Annotated in this window: 15 protein-coding genes and 2 tRNA genes; 11 read left to right on the forward strand and 6 right to left on the reverse strand. The window is 64.5% G+C overall.

From position 1 onward, the window contains the following. Window positions 1-40: 40 nt before the first annotated feature. From moeA to AC07WT_RS15800, 3 genes are all read left to right on the forward strand, one after another. The gene (moeA, locus tag AC07WT_RS15790) at window positions 41-1,345 is read left to right on the forward strand and encodes a molybdopterin molybdotransferase MoeA (protein ID WP_494947691.1); all 1,305 of its coding nucleotides are present in this window, start codon (window positions 41-43) and stop codon (window positions 1,343-1,345) included. 64 nt (window positions 1,346-1,409) lie between these two features. After that, window positions 1,410-1,685 carry a hypothetical protein gene (locus tag AC07WT_RS15795; protein ID WP_091792546.1) on the forward strand — a complete coding sequence of 92 codons (276 nt, stop codon included), beginning with the start codon at window positions 1,410-1,412 and terminating at the stop codon, window positions 1,683-1,685. Further along, window positions 1,685-1,951, forward strand: coding sequence for a hypothetical protein (locus AC07WT_RS15800; RefSeq protein ID WP_494947692.1), 267 nt, complete (start codon window positions 1,685-1,687; stop codon window positions 1,949-1,951). Before AC07WT_RS15795 ends, AC07WT_RS15800 begins: the two co-directional genes overlap by 1 nt. 24 nt (window positions 1,952-1,975) lie before the next feature. Here the strand turns inward: AC07WT_RS15800 and AC07WT_RS15805 are convergent, their stop codons facing one another. The 5 genes from AC07WT_RS15805 to pncB all read right to left on the reverse strand — a co-directional run bounded on the left by AC07WT_RS15805 (window position 1,976) and on the right by pncB (window position 7,947). Further along, window positions 1,976-3,424, reverse strand: coding sequence for a DNA recombination protein RmuC (locus AC07WT_RS15805; RefSeq protein ID WP_494947693.1), 1,449 nt, complete (start codon window positions 3,422-3,424; stop codon window positions 1,976-1,978). Continuing rightward, entirely contained in the window at window positions 3,421-4,410 is a 990-nt protein-coding gene (locus AC07WT_RS15810) for a 2-hydroxyacid dehydrogenase (RefSeq protein WP_494947694.1), read from the reverse strand. The genes AC07WT_RS15805 and AC07WT_RS15810 overlap by 4 nt, the downstream gene beginning before the upstream one ends. Window positions 4,411-4,464: 54 nt before the next feature. Then, window positions 4,465-5,895 (reverse strand): sodium:proton antiporter, encoded by a 1,431-nt coding sequence (locus AC07WT_RS15815; RefSeq protein WP_494947695.1) that lies wholly within the window; start codon window positions 5,893-5,895, stop codon window positions 4,465-4,467. A gap of 78 nt (window positions 5,896-5,973) precedes the next feature. Further along, window positions 5,974-6,636 carry a LutC/YkgG family protein gene (locus tag AC07WT_RS15820; RefSeq protein ID WP_494947696.1) on the reverse strand — a complete coding sequence of 221 codons (663 nt, stop codon included), beginning with the start codon at window positions 6,634-6,636 and terminating at the stop codon, window positions 5,974-5,976. A 114-nt stretch (window positions 6,637-6,750) separates the two neighbouring features. Then, window positions 6,751-7,947, reverse strand: a complete 1,197-nt coding sequence (gene pncB, locus AC07WT_RS15825; protein WP_494947697.1) for a nicotinate phosphoribosyltransferase — start codon at window positions 7,945-7,947, stop codon at window positions 6,751-6,753. Between the two features lie 267 nt (window positions 7,948-8,214). Here pncB and fdxA point away from each other — a divergent pair, with 267 nt between their 5' ends. The 8 genes from fdxA to AC07WT_RS15865 all read left to right on the forward strand — a co-directional run bounded on the left by fdxA (window position 8,215) and on the right by AC07WT_RS15865 (window position 12,732). Then, entirely contained in the window at window positions 8,215-8,538 is a 324-nt protein-coding gene (fdxA, locus tag AC07WT_RS15830; RefSeq protein WP_492590975.1) for a ferredoxin FdxA, read from the forward strand. Window positions 8,539-8,652: 114 nt separating this feature from the next. Then, a tRNA-Asn gene (locus AC07WT_RS15835) sits at window positions 8,653-8,728 on the forward strand. Between the two features lie 62 nt (window positions 8,729-8,790). Then, window positions 8,791-8,866, forward strand: a tRNA-Asn gene (locus tag AC07WT_RS15840). A gap of 224 nt (window positions 8,867-9,090) precedes the next feature. Next, complete coding sequence (locus tag AC07WT_RS15845; RefSeq protein WP_494947698.1) at window positions 9,091-9,570, forward strand: CreA family protein; 480 nt, start codon at window positions 9,091-9,093, stop codon at window positions 9,568-9,570. A 99-nt stretch (window positions 9,571-9,669) separates the two neighbouring features. Continuing rightward, window positions 9,670-10,497 (forward strand): helix-turn-helix transcriptional regulator, encoded by an 828-nt coding sequence (locus tag AC07WT_RS15850; RefSeq protein WP_494947699.1) that lies wholly within the window; start codon window positions 9,670-9,672, stop codon window positions 10,495-10,497. 100 nt (window positions 10,498-10,597) lie between these two features. Continuing rightward, a complete protein-coding gene (locus tag AC07WT_RS15855; RefSeq protein ID WP_492590978.1) occupies window positions 10,598-11,359 on the forward strand; it encodes an AzlC family ABC transporter permease in 762 nt (253 codons plus the stop codon). After that, window positions 11,356-11,679, forward strand: coding sequence for an AzlD domain-containing protein (locus AC07WT_RS15860; protein ID WP_492590979.1), 324 nt, complete (start codon window positions 11,356-11,358; stop codon window positions 11,677-11,679). The genes AC07WT_RS15855 and AC07WT_RS15860 overlap by 4 nt, the downstream gene beginning before the upstream one ends. Window positions 11,680-11,961: 282 nt before the next feature. Further along, a complete protein-coding gene (locus AC07WT_RS15865) occupies window positions 11,962-12,732 on the forward strand; it encodes a DUF4088 family protein (protein ID WP_492590980.1) in 771 nt (256 codons plus the stop codon). Between the two features lie 108 nt (window positions 12,733-12,840). On the opposite strand, the gene AC07WT_RS15870 is transcribed toward AC07WT_RS15865, so the two are convergent. Continuing rightward, window positions 12,841-14,970 carry an ATP-dependent helicase gene (locus AC07WT_RS15870; protein WP_494947700.1) on the reverse strand — a complete coding sequence of 710 codons (2,130 nt, stop codon included), beginning with the start codon at window positions 14,968-14,970 and terminating at the stop codon, window positions 12,841-12,843. Window positions 14,971-15,158 lie beyond the last annotated feature (188 nt).

Here is a 15,158-nt window from a genome sequence, read left to right on the forward strand (position 1 = left end):
AAATACCGGTCCCGCCTCCGGTCGCGACGTCTAGCTCTTCATGACCACGCTTAACGAATTTTCCCGCTGCGTCGCGCAGTACGATCCTCACGCGCTACCTGTTTCGGCCGCCCAGGCAATCGTCCGTGAATGGGCCGCGCCGGTCACGGCAATCGAACGCGTGCCGCTGCGCGACGCGCTCGACCGCGTGCTGGCAGCCGACATCGTGTCGCCGATCGACGTCCCCGCGCACGACAACTCGGCCATGGACGGCTACGCGTTCAACCGCGCGGCGCTGGCAGCAACCAGCGCGTCCACGGTCGACCTGACCGTCACCGGCAAGGCGCTGGCGGGCCATCCGTTTGCGGGCCGCGTCGAGGCGACGCAATGCGTGCGCGTGATGACAGGCGCCTGCATGCCGGCCGATTGCGACACTGTCGTGCCACAAGAACTCGTCGAACGCAGCGGCGACTCCGCCACCATCCGTTTCGCGGCCAACGCCGTGCCGCCGGGCGCCAACCGGCGCCTTGCCGGTGAAGACCTGGCGCGCGGCCATGCGGCGTTGCGCGCCGGCCGGATCGTGCGCGCGTCGGATCTCGGCTTGCTGGCGTCGCTCGGCATCGGCGAAGTCAGCGTGCGGCGGCGCTTGCGCGTCGCCTTCTTCTCGACCGGCGACGAACTGCGTTCGCTCGGCGAGCCGCTCGACCCAGGCTCCGTGTACGACAGCAATCGCTACACGCTGTTTGCGATGCTCCGGCGCCTGAATGTGGACACGCTCGATCTGGGCGTGGTGCGCGATCAGCCCGCCGCGCTCGAGGCCGCGTTGCGCAGCGCCGCTGCCAGCGCGGACGTGGTGCTGACTTCCGGCGGCGTCTCGGTCGGTGAAGCGGATTTCACCAGGCAATTGCTGCAGACATTCGGCGACGTCGCCTTCTGGAGCCTGGCCCTGCGTCCGGGCCGGCCGCTCGCTTTCGGCCGCGTCTGGTCCGGCGAACATCCGGGCCTCGGGCTGCCTGCGCTATTCTTCGGCTTGCCGGGCAATCCGGTCGCCGTGATGGTGACGTTCTATCAAATCGTGCGCGAGGCGCTGCTGCGGATGTCCGGCGCGACGCCGCAAGCGCTGCCGGTCCTGCATGCCGCGAGCCGCCGGGCCATCCGCAAGCGCGCCGGCCGCACTGAATACCAGCGCGGCGTGGCCGAACGGGACGCGCACGGTCAATGGCACGTCACGCCAACCGGCTCGCAAAGCTCCGGCGTCCTGAGCTCGATGAGCGAAGCGAATTGTTTCATCGTACTCGGGCACGACGAAGCCGATATTGCCGAGGGCGAACGCGTCGATATCATGCTCTTCGATGGTCTTATCTGACACCTGATTTGCTGCTCATTTTCCGCATTACCCATCACTACTACGACATACGGGTTGGACTTACATGAAAAAACAGATCTCGTTCATTGCGCCGGGACAGACGGCCAAAGCGCTCATCCTCGTCTACCTGACGTTCTCGGTGCCGATCGTGCTGCTCGGCGTGCTGGTCGCGTTCGTGCGCTATGGTTCGGTCGAACTGAGCACGGTGTTCAGCGCGCTGCTACTGAACGCGATCCTCGGCTTCGTCCTGTTGTGGATTGCGTGCCACGCGTACAACTGGGTCGCGTCGCGCTTCGGCGGCATCGAAATCCAGCTGACCGACGCGCCGGAAGAAGCGTAATGACCGCAACGATCCGCGCCGCAACGCTGGCGGACACCCGCGCGATCTTCGCCCTGACGTACGAGCTGGCCGAATTCGAGGGCCTCACGCACGTATTTGTCGCGACGGAAGACGGTCTGCGCGACGCGATGCGCTATTCGCGGTGCGCGGCCGGGTGCGACGGTGATGCCGGATTGGCGCGTCGTGCGTCTGACGGGCGATGCGCTCGAACAATTGGCCGCGGCCTCTGCAGCAGGCAACGGCGCCGCCTCGAACTAAGCGACTGAACCAGGCTACAGAACGAGGCCACACTACTGCTCGTCGGAATCCGCGCTCGAGAGCGCATCGCCGAGCACCCCGCGCGCCTCTTCACCCGGCAACGCCTCGACGTCGCGCAGCTTGCGGTTCAGCACACGGGTGCGCGTTTCCGCGGCTTCGATCGAACGCGTGACGGTTTCCAGCTGCGCCTTGGTCCTGGCCAGCACGTCGCCGAATTTGCCGAACTCCGTCTTCACCGCGCCGAGCACTTGCCACACCTCGCTCGAACGCCTCTCGATCGCCAGCGTGCGGAAACCCATCTGCAAACTGTTCAGTAACGCGGTGAGCGTGGTCGGGCCGGCGATCGTCACGCGATAGTCGCGTTGCAGCAGATCCGTCAGCCCCGGTCGCCGCAGGATTTCGGCGTACAGGCCCTCGGTTGGCAGAAACAACAGCGCGAAATCGGTGGTATGCGGCGGCGACACATACTTCTCCGCGATCGTGCGCGCCTCGGCGCGAATCCGCGCTTCGAGCGCGCGCGACGCCTCTTCCACCGCGGCCGGATCGGCGCGCTCCTGCGCTTCGATCAGACGCTCGTAGTCTTCGCGCGGAAACTTGGCGTCGATCGGCAACCAGACCGGCGTGGCGGCACCGCCCGGCTCCATACGGCCAGGCAGCTTGATCGCGAATTCGACGCGGTCGGCGCTCTTCGGCACGGTCGCGACATTCTTCGCGTATTGGTCCGCGGTGAGCAGCTGTTCGAGCAACGCTTCGAGCTGCACCTCGCCCCATGTGCCGCGCGTCTTGACGTTGGTCAGCACCTTCTTCAGATCGCCGACGCCGGCGGCCAGCGTCTGCATTTCACCGAGGCCGCGATGCACCTGCTCAAGCCGGTCGGACACCAGCTTGAACGATTCGCCAAGGCGCTGTTCGAGCGTTGCATGCAGCTTTTCGTCGACGGTGCGGCGCATCTCTTCGAGCTTGGTCGAATTGTTTGCCTCGATGTCTTTCAGGCGCTGCTCGATGGTCGCGCGCACTTCGGCGAAGCGGCGATCGTTCGCCTCGGTGAGCTGTCCGAGTTGCAAGCTCAGTGTTTCGCCGAACTGCTTGAGCGTTCGGCCTTGCTCGTCGCGCGCCTGTTGTGCCTGCTGTTGCAGGCTGTGCCGCACCGCGTCGAGCTGCTGCGCGAAGCCGTCGATCTTGCCGCCTTGCACCGTCGTCATACTGCTGAACTGCGAGGCCAGCGTTTGTTGAAAATGCGCAAAGCCGCTGCTCAACTCGGTACGCGACACGCGCGCCGTCTCGGTAATGTCATTGCGCAGTTGCCGTTCGAGCCGCTCGTAGGCAAGCGACTGCGCCGCCGCAGCGGCGTCGATGCGCTCGCCGAGCATCTCGAACTGCTCGCTTTCATCGGCGCGGCTATTGCCGCGCATCAGCATCGCCAACGCGATGACCAATGCGACCGCCAGCACTGCCACGGCCGCCACCAGAATCATTGTCATGAACGCGCCTTGCCGATCACCTCGGGGTTGAGCGGATTCGGCGGACGTCCCGCGCGCGGCCCCTCGCCCAGCGCCGCGATCAGGTTGTCGGCGGCGAGGTTCGCCATGGCGCGGCGCGTCGCTTCGGTTGCACTGGCAATATGCGGCGTCAGCACGACATTCGGCACCGTCAGCAGAGCGGGATTCAGATTCGGCTCGCCTTCAAAGACATCGAGACCGGCGGCAGCGATCTTCCCGGTGCGCAGCGCCTCGACGAGCGCCGCGTCGTCGACGATGCCGCCGCGCGCGATGTTGGTAAGCGTTGCGGTCGGCTTCATCTGCGCGAGTTCGGCCGCGCCGATCGTGTGATGGTTTTCCTTCGTGTACGGCAAGACGAGCACCACGTGATCGGCGCGCCGCAACAGGTCCTGTTTGGACACGTATTGCGCGTTCAACTCCGCTTCGATCTCCGGCGCGACCCGCGAACGGTTGTGATAGATCACCTGCATGTTGAAGCCTTTCGCCCGCCGGGCCAGCGCCTGGCCGATCCGGCCCATGCCGACCACGCCGAGCGTCGAGCCGTACAGATCCGTGCCGAGAAAGCCGTCGTACGCCCACTTCTGCCATTTGCCCGCGCGCAGCCAATGCTCCGATTCGGCGATGCGGCGTGCTGCCGCCATCATCAGCGCCCAGCCGAAGTCGGCGGTCGATTCGTTCAGCACATCGGGAGTATTGGTGCCGAGCACCTTCGCCGCGTTGAACGCGGCCATGTCGAAGTTGTTGTAGCCCACCGCCATGTTCGACACCACCCGCAGACGCGGCGCCGCAGCGAGCACGGCCGGGCCGACCGGATCGCCCGCTGTCAGCGCGCCGTCTTTATCCGCGAGACGGCGCGTCAACTCTTCTGCGGACAGCACCTCGCCCTGGTTCCAGTCGACGTCGAAATACTGCTTGAGCCGCTCGATCACATCGGGAAAGATCGGACGAGCGACGAGGATCTTCTGCATTGCCATTCTCCGTATAGCGTGTCGAGTTCGATTGCCTCGGCGTCAAAGTCAGCCTCAAAAAAACAGCCAGCCGGTGACGAGAAAGAGTGGTATCAACACCGCACCAGACCAGCCAAGATACGCAAAAAAGCTCGGCATGCGAACGCCGCGCGATTCCGCAATCGCTTTCACCATGAAGTTCGGCGCATTGCCGATATAGCTGTTCGCGCCCATGAACACCGCGCCGGCCGAAATCGCCGCGAGCGTCGTGGCGCCGGCGGTCATCAGGGTTTGCGCGTCGCCGCCGGCCAGGTTGAAGAACACCAGGTAGGTCGGCGCATTGTCGAGAAACGACGATAGCAGGCCGGTCGCCCAGAAGTACATCGCGTCGTGCGGCTGGCCGGCGGCGTCGTTGACCAGATGGACGATGCCGGCGAACGCGCCCGCCTCGCCGGCGCGCAAAATCGTGATGACCGGCGCGATCGTCACGAAGATGCCCGCGAACAGTTTGGCGACTTCGTCGATCGGCGCCCAGTTGAAATCATTGCCCGCGCGCGCCGCACGCGGTGTCAACGCCAGCGAGAGCAACGTGACGCCGATCAGCGCGAGATCGCGCACGGCATTCTGCAAGGCGACGTGCGTGCCGAACACGTCGAATACAATGCCCGGTTTCCAGAGCCCGCTCATCAGCACCAGCGCGATCACCGCGGCGAGAAGCAGGAAATTGATCTTGCCGTCGATGCCGAGAGGCGGCGAATCCGGCGTCGGATCGAGAAAGCGCGAGCGTTCTTCCTCGCGATGGTGAAAGTAATACGAGTCGAGCGCGTAGAACGCCGCGAGCAGCACGCAGCAGACGAACAGCATGGGCAGCGCCAGATGCGTGGTGGTCCAGAAGAAGCTGACGCCTTGCAGGAAGCCGAGAAAGAGCGGCGGGTCGCCGAGCGGCGAGAGCGAGCCGCCCGCGTTCGCCACCAGAAAGATGAAGAACACCACCACATGCACGACGTGCTTGCGGTTGTCGTTGGCGCGCAGCAACGGGCGGATCAGCAGCATCGCCGCACCGGTCGTGCCCATGATGCTCGCGAGCACCGTGCCGAGCGCGAGAATCGTCGTGTTCAAACGTGGCGTGCCATGCAGATTGCCGCGCACGCAGATACCTCCCGCCACCGTATAGAGCGCGGTCAGCATCACGATGAACGGCAGATATTCCTCGAGGAGCGCGTGCACCAGGGTGCTGAACGCGGCGCCCGCGCCGAACGTCAGCGCAAACGGCACCAGAAACACCAGCGCCCACGCCGCCGCGATCTTGCCGAAATGGTGATGCCAGAAGGCCGGCGCGATCAGCGGAAACACCGCGATCGACAGCAGCACGCCGGCAAACGGCACACCCCACAGCGCCGATAGCGTCGCGCCGTCGAGCGTAGCCGCCGACGCCAGTTGAGGCCACCCCGCCAGCGCCAGTGCAGCGGCGAGCACCATGCTCGCCCACACGGCATGTCGTTTCATATCTGCAAGTCCTTGTTATTGATGCCGGCCGTCCACATGCAACGCCAGTGAGGCGTGAGACGCCGCCGCTCGCCCCGCTCAGGCGCCACGTACGACGATCGCATGCACCCGGTAAGGCCCGTGCGCGCCAAGCACGATAGTCTGTTCGATATCGCCGGTGCGCGACGGCCCGGAGACGAAATTGACCGCACGCGGGAGTTCGCCGCACTCGCTGCGAATCAGGTTGAACGCCTCTTCATGCCCTGCGACGATCCGCGAAGCCGGCACGATCGCAATGTGCGTTTCGGGCAGCAAACCGGCCGAGGCATAGGTGTGCGGGCCGGACAACAGCACCAGCGTGCCGGTCTCGGCTGTGGCGCAGAAGCAGCCGGTGAGACCGACCACGTCGCCGTCTTCAGGCTTGCGAAATTCGACGGTGAGACCGGCTTCGGCCCATTGCAGGTCTTGCAGCGTTTGCCATGCAATCGCCTGGATGGGCAACGCGTGTTGCGTGAGATAGCGATGTGCGGCGGCAGGCACGTCGCTCAGTGTTTCGACCGTATCGACGGTGGTCGCCATCTTCTGCGCTTCTTCGACGAAGCGCCCTGTCAGATCGGCCGGCATCTCCGGACGCGGGCCGGCAGGATGGCGCGCCAGGTAGTCCGCAACGGCCTCGCGCTCGGAAGCGGCCGGTTCGGGTTCGCGCCCTTGCGCCGCGCGGATGCGCGCCAGGATGTTGCGGCGGGCAATCGATGTATCCATATGCGAAATCCTCGTGTCGACAGCCGTGCGAATGGCGAGAATTATACCGGCCGCCCCGCATGCGGACACCCTGGCCGAACGGCCGATTGCCGAGTGCGGCGCACATGTTCTACGCTATTTGCCGGCTTCTTCTTCGGGTTGCGCGATGCCGAACACCTGGCGCAGATACGCGAGATACGCCTTGTCGTCGCACATGTTCTTGCCCGGCGAATCCGAGAGTTTCGCCACCGGCTGACCATTGCAGCGAACCATCTTGATGACGATCTGCAACGGGTTATAACCGAGGTCGTTGGTCAGATTGGTGCCCACGCCGAATGCCAGCTTGCAGCGGCCGCGAAAACGCTCGTACAGTTGCAGCACCTTCGGAATGTCGAGCGCGTCGGAGAACACGAGAATCTTGGTGCGCGGGTCGCAGCGGTTCGCTTCGTAGTGCTTGAGCAGGCGCTCGCCCCAGTCGAACGGATCGCCGGAATCGTGGCGTGCGCCGTCGAACAGCTTGCAGAAGTACATGTCGAAGTCGCGCAGAAAAGCCTGCATGCCGTACACGTCGGACAGCGCAATACCAAGGTCGCCGCGATATTCCTTCGCCCACATTTCGAAGCCGAAGATCTGCGAATCGCGCAACCGCGGACCGAGCGCCTGGCACGCCTGCAGGTATTCATGCGCCATGGTTCCGAGCGGCGTGAGGCTGTGCTTCATCGCGTAGAAGACATTGCTGGTGCCGGCGAACTGTTCGCCCAGGCCGTCTTTCAGCGTGAGGATCACTTCTTCGTGCCACTGCTTCGAGAAGCGGCGGCGCGTGCCGTAGTCCGCGATCTTGCAGTCGGCGAATTCCGGACGCGCGCCGAGCAGCTTCATCTTGTCGACGAGGCGCCCGCGCCCTTCGCTGTAGTCCGGCGTCTGCTGGGTGTTGCGGAAATAGACCTCGTTGACGATCGCGAGCATCGGGATCTCGAACAGGATCGTGTGCAGCCACGGCCCTTTGATCTCGATGTCGATCTCGCCATTGCCCTTCGGCGAAGGCTCGATCGAAATGTATTTCTCGTTCAGATGAAACAGCGCGAGAAACTCGATGAAGTCGCCCTTGATAAAGCGCATCCGCCGCAGATGGTCGAGCTCGTCGTCGGTAAAGCGCAGCTCGCAGAGCTTGCACACCTCATCGCGAATCTCGCCGATATACGGCACGAGATCGACGTTCGGCGTGCGGCAGCGGAACCGATACTCCACATTCGCCGCGGGAAAGTGATGCAACACCACTTGCATCATCGTGAACTTGTACAGATCGGTGTCGAGCAGCGAAGTAATAATCATGATGGTGCGAACTGGACTGCAGGAGAACGAAAAGGCCTGACTCAACCCACGCGCGTGCGGCGCGCCCCGTGCGCACCGAACTGACGCATGTTACCCGAATGCGCCCGGATTCAGCGCGCCGGCAGGCTGTCGCGCCGGACGCCATAAACTAATCACGAAAACATATAAAAGCGTTTGCCCGATGCCGCATCCGCCTCTTGACGTTACGATACAATATCGCTTTTGGCGTTTCCGCCTTCCCTGATTCCGCATGCAGGAGCTGCCTGAATGACTCACGTTGTGACCGAAAGCTGCATCAAGTGCCGCTATACCGACTGCGTCGATGTGTGCCCGGTGGACTGCTTTCGCGAAGGTCCCAACTTCCTCGCGATCGACCCCGATGAATGCATCGACTGCGCTGTGTGCGTCGCCGAATGCCCGGTGAACGCCATTTATGCCGAAGAAGACGTGCCGGGCGACCAGCAGAACTTCATCGAACTGAATGCCGATCTGGCGAAGACCTGGCCGAGCATCACCAAGACCAAGGCGCCGTTGCCGGAAGCCGAGGAATTCAAGGACGTGAAGGAAAAGCTGGCTCTGCTGGCACGCTGAGCATGCGCGGCCGTCACCCGCCGTTGCATTTGGATCAAATCGAGATGAACGCAGGGTATTGACAGGCGCTTAAGCTGCTCCTACAATTTCGCTTCTCTGCTGTTGTTGTTCTGTTCCTCGATAGCTCAGTCGGTAGAGCGCCGGACTGTTAATCCGTAGGTCCCTGGTTCGAGCCCAGGTCGAGGAGCCAAGAATTGCAAAAGCCCGTTAACCAAGACGGGCTTTTTTATGTAGATCAAGTTGTACTGCTGTTCCTCGATAGCTCAGTCGGTAGAGCGCCGGACTGTTAATCCGTAGGTCCCTGGTTCGAGCCCAGGTCGAGGAGCCAAAATTTCGAAGGCCCGCATCCGTGCGGGCCTTTTTGTTTTGGTTCGCCGGATCGAGCGTCTCCGGAGGACTGCCACTCGTATCGCGCGGTCGCAAGTCCGGTGAACGGCCTATATCGTTTGCCCTCGCCCCCTGACCGCCACGCCGTTATACGATGCTGTTTCTCCGCGCGCTTCCCGTGTTTAACTCTCGCGCCTAACCCTTGCGTTCATTCCCGGCAATCCGATGAAATCCACCTTGTTGCGTGTCTCGCTCGCGCTCACCGCCTGCGCCCTGTTGCTGCCGCTCGCACACAGTGAAGAGGTCGGCAGCGTCAATACCAATTTCCGCATAACGGGCTCCGACCGCGTGGTCGTCGACGCCTATGACGATCCGCTGGTGCAAGGCGTGACCTGCTATGTGTCGCGGGCGCGTACCGGCGGCATCAAGGGCACGCTCGGCATCGCCGAAGATCCGACCGAGGCGTCGATCGCCTGCCGACAAGTGGGCGCGATTCACTTCACGGGTCCGGTAAAACAGCAATCCGATGTGTTCTCCGTGAGCATGTCGCTGATTTTCAAGTCGCTGCATGTGGTGCGCGTGGTCGACGCGAAGCGCAATACGCTGGTCTACCTGACCTATAGCGATCGCATCGCCACCGGCAGCGCGAAAAACAGCGTAACCGCCGTGCCGATGCCGGCCGGCACCGCGATTCCGGTCAAGTGATGACCGTCCTACGGCAAAACGCACCCGGCGAACCCATTGGCAAAGCGCGCTGCAACTGCCACGGCGCGCTAAACTGACCGGTCCAGCCGGACTTCGACCATGACTGCCCATCGTTTCCAGGATTCCGCCCGCTACTGGCGTACGCCGCTCCTGCCCGGCGCGGACCTGCTCACGGCCGAATATCACGATCACGAGTTCACGCCGCATTGGCACGACGCGTACACGATTCCGGTGATCGTCGCGGGTGCTGAAGGCTATCGGTATCGCGGCGCGGATTATGTCGCCGAAGCAGGCAGCGTGCCGATCATCAATCCCGGCGAGCTGCACACCGGCTCGAAGGCTGTGGAAGCGGGCTGGCGGTATCGCGTGATGTATGCGCCGGTCGACTTCATCCACGCGCTCGCCCATGAAGTTGCCGGCCGGCCGCAAGCGTTGCCATGGTTCGCGCCGGGCGTGATCCGCGATCCCGATCTGGCGCAGCGGCTCGCGCGCGCGCATCGCCTGCTGGAGGCCGGCGACGATCCGCTCGCCGCCGAAGCCGCAATGCTCGACGCTTTGTCCACGCTGCTGGTCCGCTACTCGCAGACGCAGCCGGAGCCGTCGCGCGGCGCCGCCGACGACGCCCGCGTAGCAACCATGAAAGAGCGCTTGACCGGCGATCTGGCGGCGCCGGTCACACTCGCCGAAGTCGCGCACGCAGCGGGACTGTCGCCATTTCACGCCGCGCGCCTTTTCACCCAAACCACCGGCCTGCCGCCGCATGCGTGGCGCAACCAGGTGCGCCTGCAACGCGCGCTGGCGCCGTTGCGCGCCGGCGTTTCCGTGACGGATGTCGCCGCGGCCAGCGGCTTCACGGACCAGAGCCATTTCACGCGGCATTTCCGGCGCATGTTCGGCGTGCCGCCGGGACGCTGGCAAGGCACCTGAGGCAACATCGTCCGGCGCGACGAGACCTGTCGCCACCGCAAGAACGTACAAGCCCCGCCCCCGGCCTGCCCGCTATGCTTCCCGAATCCAGGAGGCAAGATTGACTCATCCCATCTCAGGCCAGCCCTCGAGCTCAGGCCACTTAAAAGAATTCACCGCCGGCGCGCGCGACATCATTCCAATGATGGTCGGCGCGGCGCCATTCGGCGTGATCTTCGGCACACTGGTCGCGTCCGGCCCGCTGCATCTATGGCATGGCGAGTTAATGTCGCTGGTCGTGTTCGCCGGCTCCGCGCAGTTCATCGCACTCGGCCTGATCGCCGGTCACGCCAGTTTTGCGGTGATCTGGGCGACCACTCTGGTCGTCAATCTGCGCCACGTGCTGTATAGCGCGACACTCGCGCCACACGTCGCGCATCTGCCCGCACGCTGGCGCTGGGCGCTCGGCGCGCTGCTCACCGACGAAGTCTTCGCGGTCGCGTGGGAACACTACCGGCATCGCACGCCCGGCACGGTCGGCCCGCACTATTTCTTCGGCGCGGGTCTGGCCATGTATCTGAACTGGCAGCTCTGGACCGTCGCCGGCCTGCTGTTCGGCGCGGCCTTTCCGGGCCTGCAATCGCTCGGGCTCGATTTCGCGATGGTCGCTACCTTCATCGCGATCGTCGTGCCGCAACTCGTCGCGCTGCGCCATCTCGCCGCCGCCGTCACGGCAGGCGCACTGGCGTTCTTCTGGCAGGCGTGGCCGTACAAGCTCGGGCTGCTCGGCGCGGTGTTCGTGGGCGTCGCGGCCGGGGTCCTGCTGTCGATGTCGGATTCCCGCCAACGGCATCAGCAGAAAACCGCGGAGGCGTCGCGATGAGCTATGTCGTTCTGATCCTCGGCATGGCGGTCATCACGTGGGTGATCCGGGCCGCCGTCTTCGTGCTCGGCGACCGGCTGGTGTTTCCGCCGTTCGTGCGCACCGCGCTCGGCTTCGTGCCCGTCACCGTGTTGACCGCGATCATCGTGCCGATGGCGGTCTCGCCGCACGGCAACGGTGCCGAGCTGACCTGGCGCAATCCGCAACTCGTCGGCGCGCTGGCCGCCGTCGTGGTCAGCGTGCTGACGCGGCGGCCGCTGCTGACCATCGCGGCCGGCCTGACAGTCTTTTTTGTCTGGCAATGCGTCGTGCTTAAATAAGCGCCAACGGCGGCGTCGAAGGCGGCACAGGCGCCACCCGCCGCGAACAGCGTGCAGCGGGTGGCGCATCCCTCTAAAGCCGCCGCCGATCGTCCGCGCACCCTTAAGTTTTCCCTGAATCCGCCGTTATGGAGTCGAGGTCCGCTCGTCGGGATGCGTCCCGCTGGTTACGCGGCAACAGGCAGGAGTCAACCGCGCCGGCATTGGCGTCGCGTCTCACAGGGTCCGTGTGCGAACGGACGGCATGACGATGCAGCGCGGCAGGACCAAACGGGATAACACATGGGTCAAATCACCCTCACGCTCAAAGACGAAACCATTGCGACGCTGCGCAAGGACTTCGACGCTTTTCTGCGGGTATCGCTGAAGCTCGACCCGCAGTTCGCGACGCCGTCGTTTGAAGATTTTTTGCGCGCCAAGCTGCTCGACAATATGGTGCCGCTGACCGAACACGCGGTGAAGCGGATGTTGCAGGGCGGCCAGTACGCGTGGGCGAAACGCACGCTGGACAAGGAATTCCCGGACGTCGTCGCGATCCTGATGCAACAGGCGGGCGAATTCGGCTTCGGTTTTGCGGCGCGTTCGGAATGGACGCCTGAAGAGCTGGCCAAGCAGTGCCGCGACTGGGCGGCCGCGATCGTCAAGGAAGCGGAAGGCGACGCCGCGCTGATCGATCCGTTGGCAGCGCAGATCAAGGGGGCGGTGCAGGACATTCAGGCGCTCGAGGAAATCATGCAGACGCCGGCCTGGCGGCTGGTGGAATCACTGCGGCAGCGCGTCTACGAAGCCAAGGTGGCGTGCGAAACGAGCGTGGGCAGCACCGCGCGCGAAAAGCTCGGCGAACTGCGCGGGCTGCTGCGCCTGGGCATTTCGCACGGCTCGTTCCAGAAGCAGGAAGCGCAGCAGATCATGGAGTATCTGCGCTTGCTGAAGCCGGAAATTTTTGTCGAAGAACCGTACGACGTGTTCTCGCGCCTCGCCGCGTGGCTGCGCAACTTCTTCGTGCCGCCGCGCCCGGCGCCGCATCAGCAGCAGCAACGGCAGTCGCGCTAGCAGCGGCAGGGATGGCTAGCTGCAACTGACAGCGGCCGCAGCGGTTACCGGGTGCGGGAGGCCGCGTCAAGACGGCCTTGAATGACACGCGGACCGGGAACCGCCCCCTCAATCCCACATCTTCCTGAGCTTCGCGCCGATTTCGATCTTCGCCTGCGCGGCCGCCGCCAGCCCCGCAGCGGTCGGCGCGCCCGGCACCAGCACGCGCGGCCACGCGTAGGCGTCGAACAGCGGCATCAGATGCGCCGGAATAAAGCGCGTGCGCGATGCCCACACATGCCGGTCGCCCATATGCGTCTGGTTGTGCACGTAAAAGCGCTGCGGCACGACGATATGCAGGTCTTCCTTCGCCCGCGTCATCGCCACGTAGAGCAGGCGCCGCTCCTCGTCGATTTCCTCTTCACTGCCAGTGCCGAGATCGGACGGAATGCAGCCGTCGACGCCGTTCAGCACGAACACATTGCGCCATTCCTGCCCCTTCGCCGAATGGATCGTCGACAGGATCAGGTAGTCCTCGTCGATCAGCGGCACGCCGGATTCGTCGCTGGTGGCGTCGGGCGGATCGAGCGTCAATTCGGTCAGGAAGCGTTCGCGCGACGAGTACGTGCCCGCGATGCTTTCCATCTGCAACACGTCCGCGTGACGGATCGCCGCGTCCTCGTGATTGCGCTCGAGATGCGGCTCGTACCAGCGCCGCACCATTTCGAACTCCGCCGGCCACGGCGTCTGCCGGCCGTACACGCTCAACATGAGCGTCACGAACGGATGCCAGTGTTCCTGCGCGCGGGCGGGCGGCGCGAAGGCGGCCAGCGCACGGCCGGCGGTGTCGGCCGGATTACCGGTGCCTGCGCGGGCGACAACCTCGTCGAGCACCTTCGCCGCGGTGGCCGGTCCGACGCCCGGCAGCAACTGCACGACGCGGAAACCGGCGACGCGGTCGCGCGGATTCTCCGCCCAGCGCAGCACGGCCAGCACATCCTTGACGTGCACCGAATCGAGAAACTTCAGGCCGCCGAACTTCACGAATGGAATGTTGCGCCGGGTCAATTCGATTTCGAGCGCGGCGCTATGGTGCGCGGCGCGAAACAGCACCGCCTGCGACTTGAGCTTCATGCCCTGTTCGCGCGCTTCGAGCACCTGTTCGACGACGTAGCGCGCCTGATCCGCTTCGCCCGCGACCGTCACCAGACGCGGGCGCTGAGCTGAGGCCCTGTCGGTCCACAGATTTTTCGTATAACGCTCGCTGGCGAGTTCGATTACCGCGTTCGACGCAGCCAGGATCGGCCCGGTGGAGCGGTAATTGCGCTCGAGCGTGACCTGCCTCGCCGGCGGATTGAAGTGCGCGGGGAAATCGAGAATGTTGCGTACGGTCGCACCGCGAAACGAATAGATCGACTGGGCGTCGTCGCCGACCACGGTCAGGCCGCGGCCGTCGGGCTTCAAGGCGAGCAGGATCGACGCCTGCAAGCGGTTGGTGTCCTGATACTCGTCGACCAGCACGTGATCGAAGCGCGCCGACAGGTCCGCGGCAAGCGACGGCTCGGCGGCCATGTGCGACCAGTAGAGCAGCAAATCGTCGTAGTCGAGCACGCTCTGCTTCTGCTTGGCTTCGACATACGCGGCGAACAGCATGCGCAGATCGGCTTCCCATTCGCGGCACCAGGGAAACGCGTGATTGAGCACGTCGGCGAGCGACGCGCCGGTGTTCACGACGCGCGAGTAGATCGCGAAGCATGTGCCCTTCGCCGGGAAGCGCCGCTCTTTCGCGGACAGGCCGAGCTCGTGGCGCACGAGATTCATCAGGTCGGCGGAATCCTCGCGGTCGTTGATCGTGAAGGCGGGCGCGAGGCCGATCAGATCCGCGTACTCGCGCAGCAGCCGCGCGCCGACGCTATGGAAGGTGCCCGACCACGTCAGCCCTTGTGCCAGCGCGGCGCGCGCGCCAAGCGCCGCGCCGGCGATGCGCGCGACGCGGCGGGTCATTTCGAGCGCGGCGCGGCGTGAAAACGTCAGCAGCAGGATGCGGCGCGGATCGGCGCCGTTGACCACCAGATTGGCGACCCGGTGCGCCAGCGTATTGGTCTTGCCCGAGCCCGCTCCCGCTATCACCAGCAGCGCGCCCGGCGGCTCGTTGGGCGTCTTGGCGCCGTACTCGACGGCTTCGCGCTGCGCGTCGTTGAGCTTTGCCAGCCAGGCGGCGGTATCGAACGGCGACGGGGATTCGGCAACGGTGGGCACAGTGGATTGGACGCTGGAGAGGATGCGTGGAGTCGGTTAGAGAACGGGCGACGCATACTGTATATCCATACAACCTCAGCCGGCAAGCGACCCTTTTTACGCGGTGGCACCGCGGTGGCTCGCGAGGCGCCGCGCCGTGCGAAAGCACACGCGCCAGCGAAAAAAATGGCCCGGGCGCACCGGACCAT

Source organism: Paraburkholderia sp. GW821-FHT02A12, from assembly GCF_059422005.1.